The 14981-nt window shown below is 70.1% G+C and carries 13 protein-coding genes; all 13 read left to right on the forward strand.

From position 1 onward, the window contains the following. The first annotated feature begins 14 nt into the window (after positions 1-14). The 13 genes from ACZ6MZ_RS27530 (at position 15) to ACZ6MZ_RS27590 (ending at position 14543) form a co-directional block, all read left to right on the forward strand. Positions 15-1745, forward strand: coding sequence for a UDP-N-acetylmuramoyl-L-alanyl-D-glutamate--2,6-diaminopimelate ligase (locus ACZ6MZ_RS27530; RefSeq protein ID WP_389792412.1), 1731 nt, complete (start codon positions 15-17; stop codon positions 1743-1745). A 4-nt stretch (positions 1746-1749) separates the two neighbouring features. Further along, a complete protein-coding gene (locus ACZ6MZ_RS27535) occupies positions 1750-3180 on the forward strand; it encodes a UDP-N-acetylmuramoyl-tripeptide--D-alanyl-D-alanine ligase (protein WP_389792410.1) in 1431 nt (476 codons plus the stop codon). Then, complete coding sequence (gene mraY / locus ACZ6MZ_RS27540; protein ID WP_384193364.1) at positions 3177-4247, forward strand: phospho-N-acetylmuramoyl-pentapeptide-transferase; 1071 nt, start codon at positions 3177-3179, stop codon at positions 4245-4247. Before ACZ6MZ_RS27535 ends, mraY begins: the two co-directional genes overlap by 4 nt. Further along, positions 4244-5653 (forward strand): UDP-N-acetylmuramoyl-L-alanine--D-glutamate ligase, encoded by a 1410-nt coding sequence (gene murD, locus ACZ6MZ_RS27545; RefSeq protein WP_469354978.1) that lies wholly within the window; start codon positions 4244-4246, stop codon positions 5651-5653. Before mraY ends, murD begins: the two co-directional genes overlap by 4 nt. A 105-nt stretch (positions 5654-5758) precedes the next feature. Continuing rightward, on the forward strand, positions 5759-7246 hold the full coding sequence (gene ftsW, locus ACZ6MZ_RS27550) for a putative lipid II flippase FtsW (protein ID WP_384193358.1): 1488 nt from the start codon (positions 5759-5761) through the stop codon (positions 7244-7246). A 6-nt stretch (positions 7247-7252) separates the two neighbouring features. Continuing rightward, positions 7253-8347 carry an undecaprenyldiphospho-muramoylpentapeptide beta-N-acetylglucosaminyltransferase gene (murG, locus tag ACZ6MZ_RS27555; RefSeq protein WP_384193355.1) on the forward strand — a complete coding sequence of 365 codons (1095 nt, stop codon included), beginning with the start codon at positions 7253-7255 and terminating at the stop codon, positions 8345-8347. Between the two features lie 14 nt (positions 8348-8361). Next, on the forward strand, positions 8362-9159 hold the full coding sequence (locus tag ACZ6MZ_RS27560; protein ID WP_389792404.1) for a cell division protein FtsQ/DivIB: 798 nt from the start codon (positions 8362-8364) through the stop codon (positions 9157-9159). Positions 9160-9435: 276 nt separating this feature from the next. After that, entirely contained in the window at positions 9436-10647 is a 1212-nt protein-coding gene (ftsZ, locus tag ACZ6MZ_RS27565) for a cell division protein FtsZ (protein WP_389792402.1), read from the forward strand. Further along, entirely contained in the window at positions 10644-11372 is a 729-nt protein-coding gene (gene pgeF, locus ACZ6MZ_RS27570; protein ID WP_469354980.1) for a peptidoglycan editing factor PgeF, read from the forward strand. Before ftsZ ends, pgeF begins: the two co-directional genes overlap by 4 nt. A 6-nt stretch (positions 11373-11378) precedes the next feature. Then, entirely contained in the window at positions 11379-12098 is a 720-nt protein-coding gene (locus ACZ6MZ_RS27575) for a YggS family pyridoxal phosphate-dependent enzyme (protein WP_389792397.1), read from the forward strand. A 124-nt stretch (positions 12099-12222) separates the two neighbouring features. Beyond that, on the forward strand, positions 12223-12846 hold the full coding sequence (locus tag ACZ6MZ_RS27580; protein ID WP_384193342.1) for a cell division protein SepF: 624 nt from the start codon (positions 12223-12225) through the stop codon (positions 12844-12846). Positions 12847-12940: 94 nt separating this feature from the next. Beyond that, positions 12941-13237: a YggT family protein gene (locus tag ACZ6MZ_RS27585; RefSeq protein WP_384193339.1), complete on the forward strand. Its 297-nt coding sequence runs from the start codon at positions 12941-12943 to the stop codon at positions 13235-13237. A 49-nt stretch (positions 13238-13286) separates the two neighbouring features. Beyond that, entirely contained in the window at positions 13287-14543 is a 1257-nt protein-coding gene (locus tag ACZ6MZ_RS27590) for a DivIVA domain-containing protein (RefSeq protein ID WP_389792395.1), read from the forward strand. Positions 14544-14981 lie beyond the last annotated feature (438 nt).

Here is a 14981-nt window from a genome sequence, read left to right on the forward strand (position 1 = left end):
CAGGGAAAGACCCAGTGACAACGATCACCCCCGATTCCGGGAACCACCGTGACCCCGCCGCGCACGAGCCCCCCTCACGTGGCTCGCGGCCCGCAGAGCCCGGTACGCTCACCGCCGTGCCACACGCTGATCAGTACAGAACCACCCCTGAGGACGCCCCTGTGAACCAGCCTGGGACGCCCCGTCCGGACCGGGTACGCCCGACCTCCCTCGCGGAGCTGGCCGCCCGGCTGGGCGCCGAGGCCCCGGGGGAGGGGGAGGGTACGGGCCCCGGAGAAGCGACCGGCATCACGCACGACTCGCGGGCGGTACGCCCCGGCGACGTGTACGCCGCTCTGCCCGGCGCCCGCTTCCATGGCGCCGACTTCGCCGCCCAGGCGGCGGACCTCGGCGCGGCCGCGATCCTCACCGACCCGGCGGGCGTCGACCGGGCCACGGCCACCGGACTGCCGGTCCTCGTCGTCCCCGACCCGCGGGGGCGCATGGGAGAACTCGCCGCGGAGATCTACGGACGCCCCGGCGCCGACCTGCTCCAGATCGGCATCACCGGCACCTCGGGCAAGACCACCACGGCGTATCTCGTCGAGGGCGGGCTGCGCGGAGCGGGCCACCGTACCGGCCTGATCGGTACCGTGGAGATGCGGATCGAGGACGAGCGCATCAAGTCGGAGCGCACCACTCCGGAAGCCACCGACCTGCAGGCCCTCTTCGCCGTCATGCGGGAGCGCGGCGTCGAGTCGGTCGCCATGGAGGTCTCCAGCCACGCCCTGGTGCTCGGCCGGGTCGACGGCTGTGTGTTCGACGTGGCTGTCTTCAACAACCTCAGCCCGGAGCATATGGAGTTCCACTCCGGCATGGAGGACTACTTCCAGGCGAAGGCGCAGCTGTTCACCCCGCTGCGCTCCAGGACCGGCGTCGTGAACCTCGACGACCCGTACGGCCGCCGCCTGGTCGACGAGGCGACCGTGCCGGTCACCACCTTCTCCGCCGAGGGCCATCCGGACGCCGACTGGCGCGCCGAGGACGTCGAGGTCGGCTCGCACGGGTCCACGTTCACCGTGGTCGGTCCCAAGGGCGAGCGGATCAGCGCCGAGGCGCCGCTGCCCGGGCCGTTCAACGTCGCCAACACCCTGGCCGCGGTCGTCACCCTGGCCGTGGCCGGGATCGACCCGCAGACCGCCGCCGACGGCATCGCCGCGGTCCCCGGGGTACCGGGGAGGCTGGAGCGCGTGGATGTGGGCCAGCCCTATCTCGCCGTCGTCGACTACGCCCACAAGACGGACGCCGTCGAATCGGTCCTGCGCTCCCTGCGCAAGGTCACCCGGGGCAAGGTGCACATCGTCCTCGGCTGCGGTGGCGACCGCGACGAGACCAAGCGCGGGCCGATGGGCGCGGCCGCCGCCCGGCTCGCCGACACCGCCGTACTGACCTCGGACAACCCCCGTTCCGAGGATCCGCTCGCGATCCTCGCCGCGATGCTCGCCGGCGCCGCCGAGGTGCCGATCCATGAGCGCGGCGACGTCCTGGTGGAGGCCGACCGCGCCTCCGCCATCGCCACCGTCGTCTCCCGCGCCCGGGCCGACGACACCGTGCTGATCGCCGGCAAGGGCCATGAGCAGGGCCAGGACATCGCCGGAGTGGTACGGGCCTTCGACGACCGCCAGGTCCTGCGCGAGGCCATCGAGCGCTCCCTCCGTCACGAGCCCCGTCACGAGCCCCGTCACGAGAACAACAGTCAGGGATGACCCAGTGATCGCCCTCTCTCTCGCCGAGATCGCCGCCATCGTCGGCGGGCAGCCGCACGACATACCGGATCAGTCCGTCCGGGTCACCGGACCCGTCGTCATCGACTCCCGCACGGTGGAGAGCGGCAGTCTCTTCGCCGCCTTCGCCGGCGAGCGCGTCGACGGGCACGACTACGCGGTGACCGCCGTCCAGGCGGGCGCGGTGGCCGTGCTGGCCACCCGCCCCGTCGGCGTGCCCGCCATCGTGGTCGACGATGTCGTACAGGCCCTCGGTGCCCTCGCGCGCACCGTCGTCGAACGCCTCGGCGCCACCGCCGTCGCGCTCACCGGCTCGGCCGGCAAGACCAGCACCAAGGATCTGATCGCCCAGCTGCTCCAGCGCAGAGGACCCACGGTCTGGCCGGCCGGGAATCTCAACAACGAGATCGGTCTGCCGCTGACCGCGCTGCGTGCCGTCGAGGACACCCGCTACCTCGTCCTCGAAATGGGCGCGCGCTACATCGGCGACATCCGCTACCTCACCGGACTCGTCCCGCCCAGGATCGGCCTCGTACTGAACGTCGGCACCGCCCACATCGGGGAGTTCGGCGGCCGCGAGCAGATCGCCCAGGCCAAGGGCGAAATGGTGGAGTCCCTGCCGTCGGCGGACGAGGGCGGCGTCGCCGTGCTCAACGCCGACGACCCTCTCGTCCGCGCGATGGCATCGCGCACCAAGGCCCGTACCGTCCTCTTCGGAGAGTCAGACGAAGCAGACGTACGGGCAGAGAACGTCCGCCTCACCGAGACCGGACAGCCCGCTTTCCGGCTTCGGACACCCTCCGGGTGCAGCGACGTGATGCTGCGGCTGTACGGTGAGCACCACGTGTCGAACGCGCTCGCCGCGGCCGCCGTCGCCTATGAGTTGGGCATGTCCGTCGACGAGATCGCCGTGGCGCTCTCCGAGGCGGGAACCCTCTCCCGCTGGCGTATGGAGGTCACCGAGCGCTCGGACGGCGTGACGATCGTCAACGACGCCTACAACGCGAACCCCGAATCCATGAGAGCGGCGCTCCGTGCGCTGGCCGCCATGGGTGGTGCCTCACGGGCCACGGGGGGCCGTACGTGGGCGGTGCTCGGCCCGATGGCCGAGCTGGGTGACGATTCGCTCGCCGAGCACGACGCGGTCGGACGGCTAGCCGTCCGGCTCAACGTCAGCAAGCTCGTGGCAGTCGGGGGCAGGGAAGCGTCCTGGCTGCAACTGGGCGCTTACAACGAGGGTTCGTGGGGTGAGGAGTCGGTGCACGTGTCCGACGCGCAGGCGGCGGTCGACCTGTTGCGCAGTGAACTGCGTCCGGGAGACGTCGTGCTGGTGAAGGCTTCCAGGTCGGTCGGTCTCGAGCGGGTCGCCCAGGCACTGCTCGGGAACGCCAGCGAGGGCGAGGTCGCCGGCCGATGAGGCAGATCCTCTTCGCGGGAGCCATCGGGCTCTTCCTGACCCTGATCGGCACTCCGCTGCTGATCAAGCTCCTGGCCCGCAAGGGATACGGGCAGTTCATCCGGGACGACGGCCCGCGCAGCCATGGCAGCAAGAAGGGCACGCCCACCATGGGCGGCATCGCCTTCATCCTGGCCACGCTGATCGCCTACGCCCTGGCGAAGGTGATCACCGGCGAGGACCCGACGTTCTCGGGTGTGCTGGTCCTGTTCCTGATGGCAGGCATGGGGCTCGTCGGGTTCCTCGACGACTACATCAAGATCGTGAAGCAGCGGTCGCTCGGCCTGCGGGCCAAGGCCAAGATGGCGGGCCAGCTGATCGTCGGTATCGCCTTCGCGGTGCTGTCGCTCCAGTTCGCCGACTACCGCGGCAACACGCCCGCCTCCACCAAGCTGTCGTTCGTCACGGACTTCGGCTGGTCGATCGGCCCGGTGCTGTTCGTGGTCTGGGCGCTGTTCATGATTCTCGCGATGTCCAACGGCGTGAACCTGACGGACGGTCTGGACGGCCTCGCCACCGGCGCCTCGGTGATGGTCTTCGGCGCGTACACCTTCATCGGCCTGTGGCAGTTCCAGGAGTCCTGCGCCAACGCGGGAACCCTGACCAACCCCAACGCCTGTTTCGAGGTACGTGATCCACTCGACCTCGCGGTCGTCGCCTCGGCGCTGATGGGCGCCTGCTTCGGCTTCCTGTGGTGGAACACCTCGCCCGCCAAGATCTTCATGGGCGACACCGGTTCGCTCGCGCTGGGCGGCGCCCTCGCCGGACTGGCGATCTGCTCCCGTACGGAGTTCCTGCTGGCCCTCCTCGGCGGCCTCTTCGTCCTGATCACCATGTCCGTGGTGATCCAGGTCGGCTCGTTCCGGATGACCGGCAAGCGCGTCTTCCGGATGGCACCGCTCCAGCACCACTTCGAACTCAAGGGGTGGTCGGAGGTCCTGGTGGTGGTCCGTTTCTGGATCATCCAGGGCATGTGTGTGATCGTGGGTCTGGGGCTCTTCTACGCGGGCTGGGCGGCCGAGAAGTGAACTGGCACGGCAAGCGGGTCACCGTCGCGGGTCTCGGGGTCTCCGGGATCCCGGCGGCCCGGGTGCTGCGTGAGCTCGGCGCCGAGGTCACCGTCGTCAATGACGGCGACGACGAACGGTCCCGCGCGCAGGCCGCCGAGCTGGAGAAGCTGGGGATCACCGTGCGCCTCGGCGACGGAGCGACCCTGCCCGCGGCGACCGAGCTGGTCGTCACCGCTCCCGGCTGGCGGCCGGACAAGCCGCTCTTCACGGCCGCCGCGGCGGCCGGGGTGGAGATCTGGGGCGATGTCGAGCTGGCCTGGCGGCTGCGCGGCCCCGGCGCGGCCCCCTGGCTCGCGGTCACCGGCACCAACGGCAAGACCACGACCGTCAGGATGCTCGCCTCGATCCTGGCGGCGGCGGGGCTGCGTACGGCCGCCGTCGGCAACATCGGCGTCTCGCTGCTGGACGCCGTCACCGGCGAGGAGACGTACGACGTCCTCGCCGTCGAGCTGTCCAGCTACCAGCTGCACTGGGCGCCGAGCCTGCGCGCCCACTCCGCGGCCGTCCTCAACCTCGCCCCCGATCATCTGGACTGGCACGGCTCCATGGAGGCGTACGTCGCCGACAAGGGCCGCATCTACGAGGGCAACAGCGTCGCCTGCGTCTACAACGCGGCCGACCCGGCCACCGAGGACCTGGTGCGCGCCGCCGACGTCGAGGAGGGCTGCCGGGCGATCGGCTTCACCCTCGCCACCCCGGGACCGTCCCAACTCGGGGTCGTGGACGGCATCCTGGTCGACCGCGCCTTTGTCGAGAACCGCCGCGAGCAGGCCCAGGAGCTCGCCCAGATCTCCGATGTGAACCCGCCGGTCCCGCACAACATCGCCAACGCCCTCGCGGCGGCGGCCCTGGCCCGCGCCTTCGGCGTCGAGCCCGCGGCCGTACGCGACGGACTGCGCGCCTTCCGCCCCGACCCGCACCGGATCGAGCAGGTCGCGGACATCGGCGGCGTCACCTACATCGACGACTCCAAGGCCACCAACACCCATGCCGCGGAGGCGTCCCTGGCGGCCTACGACCCGATCGTCTGGATCGCGGGCGGCCTCGCCAAGGGCGCGACGTTCGACGAGCTCGTCGCCGCGTCGGCGCGGCGGCTGCGCGGTGCGGTCCTGATCGGCGCCGACCGGGCGCTGATCCGGGAAGCCCTCGCGCGACACGCCCCCGAAGTCCCGGTCGTGGACCTCGACCGGACCGACACTGGGGCGATGTCGGCGGCGGTCCGCGAAGCGGCACGGCTCGCGCAGCCGGGGGACACGGTACTGATGGCCCCCGCCTGCGCCTCGATGGACATGTTCGCCAACTACAACAAGCGAGGCGAGGCGTTCGCGGACGCGGTACGCGCACTCGCCGCCGAGCACGTCTGACCGGGCCCGGCCTCCGTGCCGTGCTGACCGCGACACCGGCGGTTCTCGCCGCAGGCCCCGGATCCCCGGCAGCCGCGCCAGGCATGACTGGAGGGGACAGCGACGATGCCGGCCGACGACACCGCGGGACGGGCCCGGCGGCCCCTGGTACGCCGCTGGGGCCCGGCGGGCACGCCTGCCGTCGCGGGAGCGCCCGGTGCGGACTCCGGACCTGACGGGGGCGCGGACGCGGCAGCGGCGTGCGGGACCGTGCGCGGCCGTGGGCTCGCGCTGCGCGGCCGGGCCGCCGGCGCCGCCGTACGCCGCCCGCCCGCCCGCGGCAGGGGCGGCGGGACCGGCGCTCCCCGCCGGCCCCGCGGCGCGGGACCACGGCGGTTCTACGAGCAGGCACGCCGCGCCTGGGACCGGCCCCTCACCGCGTACTACGTGATCCTCGGCAGCGGTCTGCTGATCACCGTGCTCGGCCTGGTGATGGTGTACTCCGCCTCGATGATCTACGCCTTGCAGCTGTCACTGCCGGGCACGTACTTCTTCCGCAAGCAGTTCGTCGCGGTGGTCCTCGGCACCGGTCTGCTGCTGCTCGCCTCCAGGATGCCGATCAAGCTCCACCGCGCGTTCTCCTACCCGCTGCTGGTCGGCTCGGTCTTCCTGATGGTGCTCGTCCAGATCCCCGGGATAGGGCGCTCCGTCAACGGCAACCAGAACTGGATCTATCTGGGCGGCCCGTTCCAGCTCCAGCCCAGTGAGTTCGGCAAACTGGCGCTGATCCTGTGGGGGGCCGACCTGCTCGCCCGCAAGCAGGACAGGCGGCTGCTGACCCAGTGGAAACATCTGCTGGTGCCGCTCGTCCCGGTCGCCTTCATGCTGCTCGGGCTGATCATGCTCGGCGGCGACATGGGTACGGCGATCATTCTCACCGCCATCCTCTTCGGGCTGCTCTGGCTGGCGGGAGCGCCCACCCGGCTGTTCGGCGGGGTGCTCGGCGTCGCCGCCCTGGTCGGCTTCATGCTCATCAAGACCAGCGCGAACCGGCTGTCCCGGTTCTCCTGCGTCGGCGCGATCGATCTGGGCCCTGAGGGACAGTGCTGGCAGGCGGTGCACGGAATCTATGCTCTCGCCTCCGGCGGATGGTTCGGTTCCGGCCTCGGCGCGAGTGTGGAAAAGTGGGGCCAACTGCCCGAACCGCACACCGACTTCATTTTCGCCATCACCGGGGAGGAACTGGGTCTGGCGGGGACGCTGTCGGTGCTCGCACTGTTCGCGGCTCTAGGCTATGCGGGTATCCGCGTGGCCGGACGCACGGAGGATCCCTTCGTGAGGTACGCCGCGGGAGGTGTGACCACCTGGATCACGGTGCAGGCCGTGGTCAACATCGGTGCGGTGCTCGGCCTGCTGCCGATCGCCGGAGTCCCGCTCCCGCTGTTCTCCTACGGAGGGTCGGCCCTGCTGCCGACCATGTTCGCTATCGGGCTGCTGATCGCGTTCGCGCGAGAGGATCCCGCCGCGAAAGCGGCCCTGGCCATGAGACGGCCCGGGGTGAGATGGAAGACGATGAGACGGCGCGTCAAGAAGCGTCCGTCCGGAGAGCGGTGAATTTCGGTGCATGTCGTACTCGCCGGTGGGGGGACCGCCGGCCACATCGAGCCGGCGCTCGCCCTCGCGGACGCCCTGCGCAGGCAGGACCCCACCGTGGGGATCACGGCCCTCGGCACGGAACGCGGCCTGGAGACCAGGCTCGTACCCGAGCGGGGGTACGAGCTGGGACTGATCCCGGCCGTACCGCTGCCGCGCAAGCCCACACCCGAGCTGATCACCGTCCCCGGACGGCTGCGCGGCACCATCAAGGCCGCCGAGCAGATCCTGGAACGCACCAAGGCGGACTGCGTCGTGGGCTTCGGCGGCTATGTCGCCCTGCCCGGCTATCTGGCCGCCAAGCGGCTCGGGGTGCCGATCATCGTCCATGAGGCCAATGCCAGGCCCGGCCTCGCCAACAAGATCGGCTCGCGATACGCGGCCGGGGTGGCGGTCTCCACCCCGGACAGCAAGCTGCGGGGCGCCCGCTACATCGGTATCCCGCTGCGCCGCACCATCGCCACCCTGGACCGGGCCCGGGTCCGTCCGGAGGCGCGGGCCGCCTTCGGGCTCGACCCGAACCTGCCGACCCTGCTCGTCTCCGGCGGTTCGCAGGGCGCGCGCCGGCTCAACGAGGTGGTGCAGCAGGTCGCCCCGATGCTCCAGCGCTCCGGAATCCAGATCCTGCACGCGGTCGGTCCCAAGAATGAAATGCCGCGCGTGGACAACATGCCCGGAATGCCGCCCTACATCCCGGTACCGTACGTGGACCGGATGGACCTCGCGTACGCCGCGGCGGACATGATGCTCTGCCGCGCGGGCGCGATGACCGTCGCCGAACTCTCCGCCGTCGGGCTTCCCGCCGCGTATGTCCCGCTGCCGATCGGCAACGGCGAACAGCGGCTCAACGCCCAGCCGGTGGTGAAGGCCGGCGGCGGACTGCTGGTCGACGACGCCGAACTCACGCCCCAGTGGGTGCAGAGTCATGTGCTTCCGGTGCTCGCCGATCCGCACCGGCTGTACGAGATGTCCCGCGCGGCCGCCGAGTTCGGCCGCAGGGACGCCGATGAGCTGCTGGTCGGCATGGTGTACGAGGCGATCGCAGCACGCCGCAAGGCGTAGGGAGGCAGGGGAGCGTGGCCGGACCGACGACCGCCGAGCGTGACGCACGACCGCAGTCGGCGTCCGGCCGCCCTCCTCGGGGGCCGTTGGCCCGCCTGCTCCGGCTCCGGCTGCCCAAGCGGTGGCTGATGATCGTATTGATCGTCGCGACCGTGCTGGTCGCGGGCGGCACCTGGGTGCTGTACGGCTCGAACTGGCTTCGGGTCGAGCGGGTGAGCACCTCGGGTACCGGCGTACTCACCCGCGCCCAGGTGGAGACCGCCGCGGCCGTGCCGGTCGGGGCGCCGCTGATTTCCGTCGACACGGACGGGATTGAGGCCAGGCTCCGGCAGAAACTGCCGCGTATCGACTCGGTCGAGGTCGTTCGTTCATGGCCGCACGGAATCAGTCTGAAAGTGATCGAGCGAACCCCCGCTCTGCTGATCGAAACGGGCGCAAAGTTCATCGAAGTGGACGTCAAGGGCGTGCGTTTCGCGACGGTGGGGACGGCGCCCGCCGGCGTACCCCTGCTGAAAATGACAGCGGCTCAGTCGGCCGGTCTCGGCCGTTTCGGAACCGGCCGTCTCGTCCTCGAAGCGGTGCGGGTCCGCAGGGAACTTCCCGCGAAAGTGGCCAAGGACACCAGGGTGATCCGGGTACGTTCGTATGACTCGATCGCCCTGCAGTTGAGCGGCGGCCGTACGGTGATGTGGGGGAGCGGCGAGGACGGCGCGGCCAAGGCGCGTGCGCTCACCGCACTGATGAAAGCGGCTCCCAAGGCGGGGTACTTCGATGTGAGTGCACCCACCGCGCCTGCGGCGTCGGGCAGTTGACGGGCATTTGCGCTGGCCAGCACCCTGGTTGGTCAGCGCTATGGGTGATCACATAGGGTGAAAAGAAAAACGGGAGGTTCGGCGTGTTCGTTGAACGTGCGCCACTTGTCGACTTAGTGTCCTGTTCGGAAGAGTCCAAGAAGCGGACACACTGGTAACCCTGAAGTTCAACGTCAGGGTTTGGGTCGGCGTTTCGGACCGTCCCATCGGCATCAGTCGTCGCGGCGCCACAACCGCGAAGCGACGACACGTAACTCGAGGCGAGAGGCCTTCGACGTGGCAGCACCGCAGAACTACCTCGCAGTCATCAAGGTCATCGGTGTCGGCGGCGGTGGTGTCAATGCCATCAACCGAATGATCGAGGTCGGCCTCAAGGGCGTCGAGTTCATCGCGATCAACACGGACGCGCAAGCCCTGTTGATGAGCGACGCCGACGTCAAGCTCGACGTAGGACGCGAACTCACCCGCGGCCTCGGGGCCGGAGCCAACCCGGCAGTCGGTCGCAAGGCGGCAGAGGACCACCGTGAGGAGATCGAGGAGGTCCTCAAGGGGGCCGACATGGTCTTCGTCACCGCCGGCGAAGGTGGCGGCACCGGCACCGGCGGCGCACCCGTCGTCGCCAATATCGCGCGCTCGCTCGGCGCCCTCACGATCGGTGTGGTCACCCGCCCGTTCACCTTCGAGGGCCGCCGCCGCGCGAACCAGGCGGAGGACGGCATCGCCGAGCTCCGCGAAGAGGTCGACACCCTCATCGTGATCCCCAACGACCGGCTGCTGTCCATCTCGGACCGCCAGGTCAGCGTGCTTGACGCGTTCAAGTCCGCGGACCAGGTGCTGCTGTCGGGTGTCCAGGGCATCACCGACCTCATCACCACTCCCGGTCTGATCAACCTCGACTTCGCCGACGTCAAGTCCGTGATGTCGGAGGCGGGCTCGGCGCTCATGGGGATCGGCTCGGCCCGCGGCGACGACCGCGCGGTGGCCGCCGCCGAGATGGCGATCTCCTCGCCGCTCCTCGAAGCGTCCATCGACGGCGCCCGCGGTGTCCTGCTCTCCATCTCCGGCGGTTCCGACCTCGGTCTCTTCGAGATCAACGAGGCGGCGCAGCTGGTGAGCGAGGCGGCCCACCCCGAGGCCAACATCATCTTCGGCGCCGTCATCGACGACGCCCTGGGCGACGAGGTCCGGGTCACCGTCATCGCGGCCGGCTTCGACGGCGGACAGCCGCCGACCCGCCGGGAGACCGTCCTCGGCGCCGGCGCGGCCAAGCGCGACGAGCAGCCGGCCCCGTCCCGGTCCACGGACAGCGGCCGGTCCACGAGCGGACTGGGTACCGTACCGCCGCGCGAGGACAGCCCGGCCAGGTCCGAACCCGCGCCGGTGGTCAACGAGAAGTCGTTCTCGGTGAGCCCGCCGCAGGTCCCGACGGCCCGTCCGTACCAGGACAACCAGGTCGAAGAGCTGGACGTTCCGGACTTCTTGAAGTGATACGGCAGCACGAAACACTGAGCGGCGCGCACTTCGCCTTCACCGACCGGTGGGGCGGGGTGAGCGCCGCTCCGTATGAGCAGCTCAATCTAGGCGGCGCGGTCGGTGACGACTCCGCGGCGGTGCAGACCAACCGCGAGCTCGCCGCGAAGTCCCTGCGGCTCGACCCCGCGCGCGTCGTCTGGATGAACCAGGTGCACGGCCGCGAGGCGGCCGTCGTCGAAGGACCGTGGACCTCTCAGGACGTCCCGGCCGTGGACGCGATCGTCACCGTACGGCGCGGCCTCGCCCTCGCCGTACTCACCGCGGACTGCACCCCGGTGCTGCTGGCCGATCCGGTCGCCGGGGTCGTCGCCGCCGCCCACGCCGGGCGCCCCGGCCTGGTCGCGGGGATCGTCCCGGCCGCCGTCGAGACCATGGTCTCGCTCGGCGCGCAGCCGTCGCGGATCACCGCCCGTACCGGACCGGCCGTCTGCGGACGCTGTTACGAAGTGCCGGCGCGGATGCGGGACGAGGTCGCCGCCGTCGTACCGGAAGCCTGGTCCGAGACCAGTTGGGGCACCCCGGCCGTGGATGTCACCGCCGGAGTGCACGCACAGCTCGACGCCCTCGGGATCCGGGACCGGCAGCGTTCCGCGGCCTGCACCCTGGAGTCGGGCGATCACTATTCGTACCGTCGCGACCGCACGACCGGGCGGCTCGCCGGCTATGTCTGGCTGGACTGATAGGGCATGACCGACCGGAAGACCGAACTCGCGGCCAATCTCGCGCTGGTGGAGGAACGTATCGCCACCGCCTGTGCCGCCGCCGGGCGCGCGCGGGACGAGGTGACCCTGATCGTGGTCACCAAGACCTACCCCGCCAGTGATGTCCGGCTGCTCCATGAACTGGGCGTCCGGCATGTCGCCGAGAATCGCGACCAGGACGCCGCCCCCAAAGCGGCCGCCTGCACAGATTTGTCGCTTATCTGGCACTTTGTCGGTCAATTGCAGACGAACAAGGTTCGTTCTGTGGCTGGTTATGCCGATGTGGTGCAGTCCGTCGACCGGCTCAAGCTCGTTTCCGCACTCTCCGCGGCTGCCACGCGTACGGAGCGTGAGCTGTGCTGCCTGATCCAGGTCGCGCTGGACGCCGAGTCCGGCGAACGCGGGGCGAGGGGCGGCGTGGCACCCGACGGGATCGAGGAGTTGGCGGCCGCGGTGGCCGGTGCGCAAGGATTGCGGCTCGGCGGGCTGATGACCGTGGCGCCGCTGGCCGGACCGTACGCGGGCCGGCAACAGGCGGCGTTCGAGCGGCTGCAGGAATTCTCATCCCGCCTGCGCGCGGACCATCCGGCTGCGAACATGGTGTCAGCAGGGATGAGTGCGGACCTTGAGGACGCCGTGACGGCCGGAGCGACACATGTACGCGTCGGTACGGCGGTACTCGGAGTCCGACCCCGGCTCGGGTAACGTCGCGAAGCAAGTCGGACCACAGCAGAAAATATGGTCATTTCCGCCGAAAGGCGGTCAGGCCTAGTGGATCGCGGGCACTTGGTGACGAGGCCGATCCACCACAGAGCGGAGGACTCAGAGCATGGCCGGCGCGATGCGCAAGATGGCGGTCTACCTCGGCCTCGTGGAGGACGATGGGTACGACGGCCGGGGCTTTGACCCCGACGACGACTTCGAACCCGAGCCGGAACCCGAGCGGGAGCACCGGCGACACCAGCCCGTGCACCAGCCCGTGCACGAGCCCGAGCGGGAAGAACCGATGCGCGTGGTCCAACCACCCGCGCAGCGTGAGCGCCAGGCGGTTCCGCTAGCGGCAGAAAGCGGACGTCCGGCACGTATCGCCCCCGTGGCATCCATCACACCTGAACGCCCGAGTCTGGAGAAGAACGCACCGGTGATCATGCCCAAGGTTGTGTCCGAGCGGGAGCCCTACCGCATCACCACATTGCACCCGAGGACCTACAACGAGGCCCGTACCATCGGGGAACACTTCCGCGAGGGCACTCCGGTGATCATGAATCTCACGGAGATGGACGATACGGATGCGAAGCGACTTGTCGACTTTGCCGCGGGTCTGGTCTTCGGTCTTCATGGCAGCATTGAGCGAGTGACGCAGAAGGTGTTCCTGCTGTCTCCTGCTAACGTCGATGTCACGGCGGAGGACAAGGCCCGCATCGCAGAGGGCGGATTCTTCAACCAGAGCTGAGAACACGGCACCGGGAACGACCCGGTCGCACGGCGGGAACGACCCGGCCGCACGGCCGGTGCAGAGTGAAAACCAGGGGAGAGGGAAGCGCGGGATGGGCGTAGCACTACAGGTGGTTTACATCGCGCTGATGTGCTTCCTCATCGTGCTGATTTTCCGGCTGGTCATGGACTACGTCTTCCAGTTCGCCCGCTCATGGCAACCCGGCAAGGCGATGGTGGTCGTTCTGGAGGCCACCTACACTGTCACCGATCCACCGCTCAAGCTCCTGCGGCGGTTCATTCCGCCGCTGCGTCTCGGGGGCGTGGCACTCGACCTGTCCTTCTTCGTTCTGATGATCATCGTGTACATCCTGATCTCGCTCGTGAGCAGTCTTGCGAGGGGAATGTGAACGATACGGTCTTGCCGACTGCCGACGACTACGTAGAGGTGAAGAAGAGATGCCGTTGACCCCTGAGGACGTGCGGAACAAGCAGTTCACGACCGTCCGCCTCCGAGAAGGCTACGACGAGGACGAGGTCGATGCCTTTCTCGACGAGGTCGAGGCCGAACTGACGCGCCTGCTCCGCGAGAACGAGGACCTGCGCGCCAAGCTGGCCGCCGCCACGCGTGCCGCCGCGCAGAACCAACAGCAGCAGGGCATGCGCAAGCCGCCCGAACAGCAGGAGCGACCGGGGGCACCTGTGCCCGCCGCCATATCTGGACCGCCGGTCCAGCAGCAGCCGCCGCAGATGGGTCCGCCCCAGCTGCCCGGTGGGGCTCCGCAGCTTCCCGCGGGGCCGAGCGGCCATGGTGGTCACGGTCCGCAGGGTCACGGTCCTCAGGGTCACGGTCCGCAGGGCCAGCACGGCCCCGGCCCGATGCAGGGCGGTCCGATGCAGGGCAACCCGATGCAGGGCAACCCCATGCAGGGCAACCCCATGCAGGGTGGCCAGATGCAGGGCGGTCCGATGCAGGGCGGCCAGATGCAGGGCGGTCCCATGGGCCAGGGCGGTCCGATGGGTCAGGGTGGCCCGATGGGCCAGGGCGGTCCCATGGGTGGACCGATGGGCGGCCCCATGGGCGGCCACAACCCGCAGATGCAGCAGCCCGGTCAGGGCCCCGGCGGCGACAGCGCCGCACGTGTGCTCTCGCTTGCCCAGCAGACCGCCGACCAGGCGATTGCCGAGGCGCGCTCCGAGGCCAACAAGATCGTCGGTGAGGCACGCAGCCGCGCCGAGGGCCTGGAGCGCGACGCGCGCGCCAAGGCCGACGCGTTGGAGCGGGACGCCCAGGAGAAGCACCGCGTGGCGATGGGCTCGCTGGAGTCCGCGCGCGCGACGCTGGAGCGCAAGGTCGAGGACCTGCGAGGCTTCGAGCGCGAGTACCGCACGCGCCTGAAGTCCTACCTGGAGAGCCAGCTGCGTCAGCTGGAGACCCAGGCGGACGACTCGCTGGCCCCGCCGCGCACCCCGGCGGCCGCTTCGCTGCCGCCGTCCCCGTCGATGGCTCCGGCCGGCGCGGGTGCGATGGGTCACAGCATGGGCGGCAACCCCATGGGTCACGGAGGCCCTTCTGGTCCGTCGTACGGCGGCCAGCAGCAGATGTCGCCGGCGATGACCCAGCCGATGGCACCGGTGCGGCCGCAGGCGCCGCAGCCGATGCAGCAGGCGCCGTCGCCGATGCGCGGCTTCCTGATCGACGAGGACGACAACTGACGGGCGTACGCGTGAGCAACGCGTAGCCGTCGGCAGGCTGAAGGGCCGGGCCCGGGACATAGTCCCGGGCCCGGCCCTTTTGCGTGGCCGCTGCGCGGTGCGTTCCCCTCCCCGCCCCTCCCCGACCCCGAGGCTCCGCCCCGGCCCCCGAAAAGCCCTGCGGCTTTCGCCCCCGGCCCCCGAAACGGCTCGTGCCCGAGCCCCGGGACCGCGTGTGCCGAGGCTTCGCCCACGGCCCCCGGCCGGGCCGGCCTGGGGCTTGTGCCCCGAGCCCCGGGGACGGCTCATGGCCAAACCCCGGGGCCGTGAGTGCCGGGGCTGCGCCCACGGGCCCCGGCCGGGCCTTGCGTTCTAGTGGTCGTTGCAACACCCCAGTTCAAGGGGTGCGATGGACTTCGAGGTCCGGGGCGACCGGAAGCCACAGGGACGACGGAAGCT

The sequence above is a fragment of the Streptomyces sp. NPDC042201 genome, assembly GCF_055582185.1.

Coding starts and splice junctions, on each gene's coding strand:
- ftsW (WP_384193358.1), top strand. CDS start 5,759: ATGCCGGCCGACGACACCGCGGGACGGGCCCGGCGGCCCCTGGTACGC.
- ACZ6MZ_RS27575 (WP_389792397.1), top strand. CDS start 11,379: ATGACCGACCGGAAGACCGAACTCGCGGCCAATCTCGCGCTGGTGGAG.
- ACZ6MZ_RS27590 (WP_389792395.1), top strand. CDS start 13,287: ATGCCGTTGACCCCTGAGGACGTGCGGAACAAGCAGTTCACGACCGTC.
- ACZ6MZ_RS27585 (WP_384193339.1), top strand. CDS start 12,941: ATGGGCGTAGCACTACAGGTGGTTTACATCGCGCTGATGTGCTTCCTC.
- ACZ6MZ_RS27580 (WP_384193342.1), top strand. CDS start 12,223: ATGGCCGGCGCGATGCGCAAGATGGCGGTCTACCTCGGCCTCGTGGAG.
- mraY (WP_384193364.1), top strand. CDS start 3,177: ATGAGGCAGATCCTCTTCGCGGGAGCCATCGGGCTCTTCCTGACCCTG.